Source organism: Streptococcus sp. HMSC071H03, from assembly GCF_001813035.1.
In the GTDB taxonomy this organism is placed as follows: Bacteria; Bacillota; Bacilli; order Lactobacillales; family Streptococcaceae; genus Streptococcus; species Streptococcus anginosus.
The window spans coordinates 176,509-182,792 of sequence record NZ_KV811162.1; the positions used below are offsets into that span (position 1 = coordinate 176,509).

The 6,284-nt window shown below is 38.5% G+C and carries 7 protein-coding genes; 2 read left to right on the top strand and 5 right to left on the bottom strand.

The features are described from left to right. Nucleotides 1–126: 126 nt before the first annotated feature. The 3 genes from hpf to HMPREF2887_RS05970 all read right to left on the bottom strand — a co-directional run bounded on the left by hpf (nt 127) and on the right by HMPREF2887_RS05970 (nt 2,711). Nucleotides 127–669, bottom strand: coding sequence for a ribosome hibernation-promoting factor, HPF/YfiA family (gene hpf, locus HMPREF2887_RS05960; RefSeq protein WP_003025754.1), 543 nt, complete (start codon nt 667–669; stop codon nt 127–129). Between the two features lie 78 nt (nt 670–747). Continuing rightward, nucleotides 748–1,413 (bottom strand): ComF family protein, encoded by a 666-nt coding sequence (locus tag HMPREF2887_RS05965; protein ID WP_003025757.1) that lies wholly within the window; start codon nt 1,411–1,413, stop codon nt 748–750. After that, a complete protein-coding gene (locus HMPREF2887_RS05970) occupies nt 1,410–2,711 on the bottom strand; it encodes an ATP-dependent helicase ComFA (protein WP_021001373.1) in 1,302 nt (433 codons plus the stop codon). The genes HMPREF2887_RS05965 and HMPREF2887_RS05970 overlap by 4 nt, the downstream gene beginning before the upstream one ends. Nucleotides 2,712–2,767: 56 nt before the next feature. Between HMPREF2887_RS05970 and HMPREF2887_RS05975 the strand changes: the two genes are divergently transcribed. Together HMPREF2887_RS05975 and cysK are read left to right on the top strand one after the other, a co-directional pair. Next, nucleotides 2,768–3,403 (top strand): YigZ family protein, encoded by a 636-nt coding sequence (locus HMPREF2887_RS05975; protein WP_021001372.1) that lies wholly within the window; start codon nt 2,768–2,770, stop codon nt 3,401–3,403. Between the two features lie 98 nt (nt 3,404–3,501). Further along, nucleotides 3,502–4,431: a cysteine synthase A gene (cysK, locus tag HMPREF2887_RS05980; RefSeq protein WP_021001371.1), complete on the top strand. Its 930-nt coding sequence runs from the start codon at nt 3,502–3,504 to the stop codon at nt 4,429–4,431. Between the two features lie 283 nt (nt 4,432–4,714). Here the strand turns inward: cysK and HMPREF2887_RS05985 are convergent, their stop codons facing one another. Next, entirely contained in the window at nt 4,715–5,236 is a 522-nt protein-coding gene (locus tag HMPREF2887_RS05985; protein WP_037590270.1) for a hypothetical protein, read from the bottom strand. Between the two features lie 205 nt (nt 5,237–5,441). Further along, nucleotides 5,442–6,284 (bottom strand): class I tRNA ligase family protein (locus HMPREF2887_RS05990; RefSeq protein ID WP_148131504.1); only part of this gene is annotated, 843 nt, incomplete at its 5' end.

The following is a 6,284-nucleotide window of genomic DNA, read 5'->3' on the forward strand; positions in this document are numbered from 1 at the left end:
TTTTTCTGTCTAACTTTTGAAATGCAGTTCAAACATGATGATTTTTAATACAGTTTTTTGCAATTATCTCGAGCTGATTGCAGACCACATAAAAAATCCCCTGATATGAATCAGAGGATTGATTGATTATCTCACTTCAAGCAAGCCAACGTCACCGTCTTCACGACGATACAAAACATTGGTTGTGTTGTCTTCTACATCAGTATAGATGAAGAAGTCATGTCCCAATAAATCCATTTGAAGAAGAGCTTCTTCTAAGTCCATTGGTTTTAAGTCAATTTGTTTGGAGCGAACGACTTTTGCAGGTGCAGCTTCAGCTTCTTCAACAACAGCATCTGTAAACAACTGACTGGTTGATTTTTTATTACGGTTTTTACGTTCAATTTTTGTTTTATTTTTACGAATTTGACGTTCAATTTTGTCTGTCACCAAATCAATAGAACCATACATATCTTGAGAAACATCTTCTGCACGAAGAGTGATAGAACCAAGTGGAATAGTTACTTCAACTTTGGCTGTTTTTTCACGATAGACTTTCAAGTTTACACGTGCATCCAATTCTTGGTCAGCTTGGAAATACTTTTCGATTTTTTCAAGTTTAGAAACTACATAGTCACGAAGAGCTTCTGTTACTTCTAGGTTTTCACCACGGATACTATATTTAATCATATAAGTACCTTCTTTCTAAGCGTTTTGTTTTTCTTTATTTTATTATAACGCTTTCATTATTTTTTTGCAAATTTTTTGTTACCTTGCCAATGAAAATGTCACAATTTCTTTCACTCCTGCTTCCACTAAAATTTCCTTGGCTAATTGTAGGGTTGAGCCTGTTGTATAAATGTCATCTATCAAAAGAACTTTTGTCGGAACTTGAACATTGTCTTTCACTTTAAAGCACTGCTGGCTTTGCAAGCGCTCCTCTCTCGTCTTGCTTGATTGAGCAATTGTATCATGCTTTTCTAAAACTTCCTTAAATGGCAACTTTGTACCCTCAAGAAGAGCTGTCACTTGATTAAACCCTCTTGTCTGATACTTTTTGGCACTTACAGGAATGGGAACAAGCGTATAATCGCTGTATCCTTTTAATTCCTTTTGCAAAACTTCTGTAAATACAGAATAAAGAGTATAATCTCCTTGAAATTTATATTGGCTGAAAAAGTCTTTCATGGCTTCGTTATATACAAAACAACTTTTATGACAAACTTCTTTTCCTTTTTCTATCCATACTTGACAATCCATGCAGACTTCGCATGTCCCTTCACGATAGCACTTCGGGCAATGCTGCGCTGAAATGAGCTGAAATTTTTCAAAACAGTCATCACAAGTCCTTGCTTTTGGCTTCTTCAAAGTCAGCAAATCACAAAATGTTAGCTTTTCATCAAGTAGACTTTCACATAACAGACAGTTATTCATAAACCGGCCTCCTGATTCATCTCCTGAATTTCTTTAATCGCTTTTTCTATCGCCATAGTCGTACCGTCATGAAAAAAGATTAACTCGCCTGTCGGTCGCTCCATACTGCGACCAACGCGTCCAGCAATTTGTACCAGAGCGCTGCGACTAAACAGACGGTGGTTGGCTTCCACCACGAAAACATCTACACAAGGAAAAGTCACCCCACGCTCCAAAATCGTCGTCGTTACCAAAATCGTGATTTCTTTTTGACGAAATTTCTCTACAATTTCTAGTCGATTTTCAGTCGTCGAGGCTACAAAACCAACTTTTTCATTAGGAAAAGTGCTTTGAAGAATCTCTGCCAGCTCCTGCCCTTTTCTGATCTCGGAAGCAAAAATAAGAAGTGGAAATCCTGTTTTTCTCTGCTTTTGAATAAACTGCCTTAACTTGGGAACTAGCTTCTTTTGACCAAGATATTTTTGAAAATCCGCCAACCAAATTTTTTGCGGAACAATCAAAGGATTGCCATGAAAACGTCTGGGTAGACTCAAACGAGTTAATTCTCCTTTAGCCACTTTTTTATCCAGCTCATCTGTGGAAGTTGCCGTTAAGAAAATCTTCGTCCCCTCTACTTTGACTGCCTGATGAACTGCATGATAAAGCATCGGATTGTCCACATAAGGAAAGGCATCTACCTCATCAACAATAAGAAGATCAAATGCTCGGTAAAATTTGAGAAGCTGATGTGTGGTGGCAATCACGAGAGGACTGCGGGAATATGCTTCTGATTCACCGTGTAGGAGTGAAATATCACAAGTAAAATCTACTTTCAATCTGCGATAAAGTTCTAAGCAGACATCAATTCTGGGACTAGCCAAGCAGACTGCTCCACCTTGATTGATGACTTGTGCCACCACCTGATAGATCATTTCCGTCTTTCCGGCTCCCGTGACTGCGTGAACCAAGCTATTTTTTCGTTTAGCAACCGCCTCTACAAGTCCTTGAGAAACCTTGGCTTGAAACGCTGTCAACTTCCCTTGCCATTTCAAGACATTCGCTTTAGGAAATTCTTCCTGTGGAAAATAGTAAAGATCTTCATCACTTCTGACCCTTCCTAAGATCAAGCAAGACCTGCAATAATAAGCACCTATTGGCAATTGGTGTTTTTCTTTGTCAATGACTTGCCCACAACGATTGCAGCTTAACTTCCCTTTTTCTTCTACCATTCCAGCTAAGGTTTGTGCTTGCAATTGTAATTCTGGTGACAGTTGACTTTTTGTAAAAATGCGACCTAAACAATCTTGTAATTCTGTCATATCTATTTATTCGGAAAAACTTTGGCAAAATAAAAGTTTTTTTGTAAAATGAAGATATGGAATTTAGAACAATCAAAGAGGACGGTCAAGTCCAAGAAGAAATCAAAAAATCGCGCTTTATCTGTCATATCAAGCGTGTGACAACAGAGGACGAAGCACGAAATTTTATTCAGGCTGTCAAAAAAGAACACTACAAAGCTACTCATAACTGCTCTGCCTTTATTTTAGGAGAGCGGAGCGAAATGAAGCGAAGTAGCGATGATGGCGAACCCAGCGGAACTGCTGGCGTGCCTATGCTAGGCGTCTTAGAAAATCACCAACTAACCAACGTCTGTGCTGTCGTGACGCGCTATTTTGGGGGCATCAAGTTAGGAGCAGGTGGACTCATTCGGGCTTATGCTGGCAGCGTTGCCCTAGCTATCAAAGAAATCGGAAGTGTCCACATAAAAGAACAACTTGGACTAAGGCTTACTCTTTCCTACAGTCAATATCAAGAGTTACCAAATTTTCTTAAAGCTAAACAGTTGCAAGAACAGGATACAGCTTTTACAGATCAAGTACAAACGACCATTTTCGTTGACAAAGATGATAAGGAGAGCGTTATAGAAAGTTTGATTGAGCTGCTTAATGGAAAAATTAACATTGTTGAGCAGGGATTGCGGAAAGTTGAAGTTCCCATTTCTTTATCCTAAATATTAAAAAAAGCTATCGACTTGATAGTTTTTTTATATTTTACAAAGACTTTTTTTCGTTTTATACTGTTTCTATCACTATTATTGAGGTATCATTTATGGCACAAATTTATCATAACATTACAGAACTCATTGGAAATACTCCTATTGTGAAATTGAACAAGCTGGTTCCAGAAGGCGCTGCTGATGTCTATGTCAAGCTAGAAGCTTTCAATCCGGGGTCGTCTGTCAAAGACCGCATTGCTCTCAGCATGATTGAGACCGCTGAGCAAGAGGGCTTGATTCAGCCGAGTGCAACCATTGTCGAAGCAACCAGCGGAAATACTGGAATCGGTTTGTCTTGGGTCGGTGCTGCTAAAGGTTATAAGGTCGTTATTGTTATGCCAGAAACCATGAGTGTGGAACGCCGCAAAATTATCCAAGCTTATGGCGCCGAATTGGTGCTCACTCCCGGAAGCGAGGGAATGAAAGGTGCGATTGCCAAAGCTGAAGAAATCGCCAAAGAACGCAACGGATGGCTGCCGCTACAGTTCAATAATCCAGCTAATCCTGAAGTACACGAAAGAACAACAGGAGCAGAAATTATCTCTGCTTTCGGTGAAAAAGGATTGGATGGCTTTGTCGGAGGAGTTGGCACAGGTGGTACAATTTCTGGCGTTTCTCACGCTCTCAAAAAAGTCAATCCAAATATACAAGTTTACGCAGTTGAAGCCGATGAGTCCGCTATCCTGTCTGGTGAAAATCCTGGACCACACAAAATTCAAGGAATTTCAGCTGGTTTTATTCCAGAAACACTGGACACTCAAGCTTATGACGGTATTGTCCGTGTTACCTCTGATCAAGCGCTTGACCTTGGACGCCGTGTCGGTGGACAAGAAGGCTTTCTTGTAGGGATTTCTTCTGCCGCAGCTATCTATGCTGCACTTGAAGTAGCAAAAAAATTAGGCACAGGCAAAAAAATTCTAGCTCTTGCTCCAGATAATGGCGAACGCTATTTATCAACAGATCTCTATAATTTTGAGATTTAGAAGTTGAGGCATATACACAATACGAACTTTAAATTTGGCTTCGCTAACAGTTTAAAAAGAACAACTCTATTATTGAGCTGTTCTTTTTTTGATGGATGAGGATGTTAGAAGATGTTGGTAACTTTCTTGTTTCAGGTACTCCACCTAAAATGTATACACTAAGTAAGAACCTTTCTGACCTCAGATGTTGATGTATTAATTTAAGTTCATTATACCAAAAAACAAGCCCAATCGTATGGCTGGGCTTGGAAGATTCATGAAAAAAACTTAATGGGGAAAATTTTTATAATGGCGGTCTGTAACCTAAATTTTTAACTATTTTATCGTATTCTTGGGAATTTAACTGAGTTAATTGCCCTATTTGATTACGATACCAATGTCTCGTGTTAGTATCAGTAAATAATATTGATACCATAGGACGTTCACCAGAACCACTCCCATAAGTATTTATTGAATCTATTTTTTCCCCTGGTACTAAACATGAATAATAATTGATAAGATTATAATCCCAGTTTTTAATATCTTTAAAATGAAGATATTTCTTAGTGCTTAACGCTAAAACTAATACATTATATATAGGTAAATGAGAATTGTTATTAATAATTAAATCATATCTAATAAAACAATTTTTAGATTGGTCATCTGAATTTGATACACTTGTTAACCAGGCTGCAATTTTTGAGGCTTGTTCAGCTTCCTTTTCTTTTTCTATTGATTTTAATTGAAGTCGTGCAACCCCAATAGAAAATAAACCGCCTATAAATGCTCCTATGATTGTTGTCATTAAATTTGAAAAATTAATCACTTGCTAAAACTCCTTTATAACCTTTTGGTGTTTATCAATTCTCAATGTAGCTGATTTTACAATTTAGATATATTTTTTTCCCAAATAAATTGTCAATTTAATTATATCATAGTACATACCTTACAGATAATTATATATTCCTCTTATAAATTTACACTACACACTAACAACAAAAAAACACGGTTCTTACACCGTGTTCATTAGCCTATCCCACCAACTTCTTCATCTCTTCAATCCGTTCTTTTGTCGTATCATACTTAGCTTGGTAGTCGGTTTGTTTGTCGCGTTCTTTGTCGACGACTTCTGGTTTGGCATTGGCGACGAATTTTTCGTTACCAAGTTTGCGTGCAACTATATCCAATTCTTTTTGCCATTTAGCAAGTTCTTTGTTGAGGCGGGCTAGTTCTTCTTTGACGTTGAGCAAGTCTGCCAGCGGCAGGAAGATTTCTGCACCTGTGATAACTGCTGACATGGCTAGTTCTGGGGTGGCAATGGCAGAGCTGATTTCAAGTGTTTCTGGGTTTGTGAAGCGTTTGATGTAGTTGACATTGGCCTTGAAGAAGTCTTCCAAGTTGCTGTCGCTTGTTTTGACAAGGATGGTGATAGGTTTGCTTGGAGCTACGTTGACTTCTGCACGCGCATTACGTACAGCTCGAATCAGGTCTTTGAGACTTTCCACGCCAGAATGCGCCATTTGATTTTCAAAAGTAGGATTAACAGTTGGATAAGCTGCTGTCACGATAGAACCATCTACGTATTGACCGAAGATTTCTTCAGTAACAAATGGCATGATTGGGTGAAGCAAACGAAGGATCTTATCAAGTGTGTAAAGCAGAACTGAGCGAGTAATCACTTTTTCATCTTCGTTGTCGCTGTAAAGCACTTCTTTTGTCAATTCAACGTACCAGTCAGCAAATTCATCCCAGATGAAGTTGTAAAGGATATGACCAGCCACACCAAATTCAAATTTATCAAAGTTTTCAGTAACTTTGGCAATTGTTTCATTCAAGTTGTGAAGAATCCAGCGGTCAGTAACATTCCCGGCTGT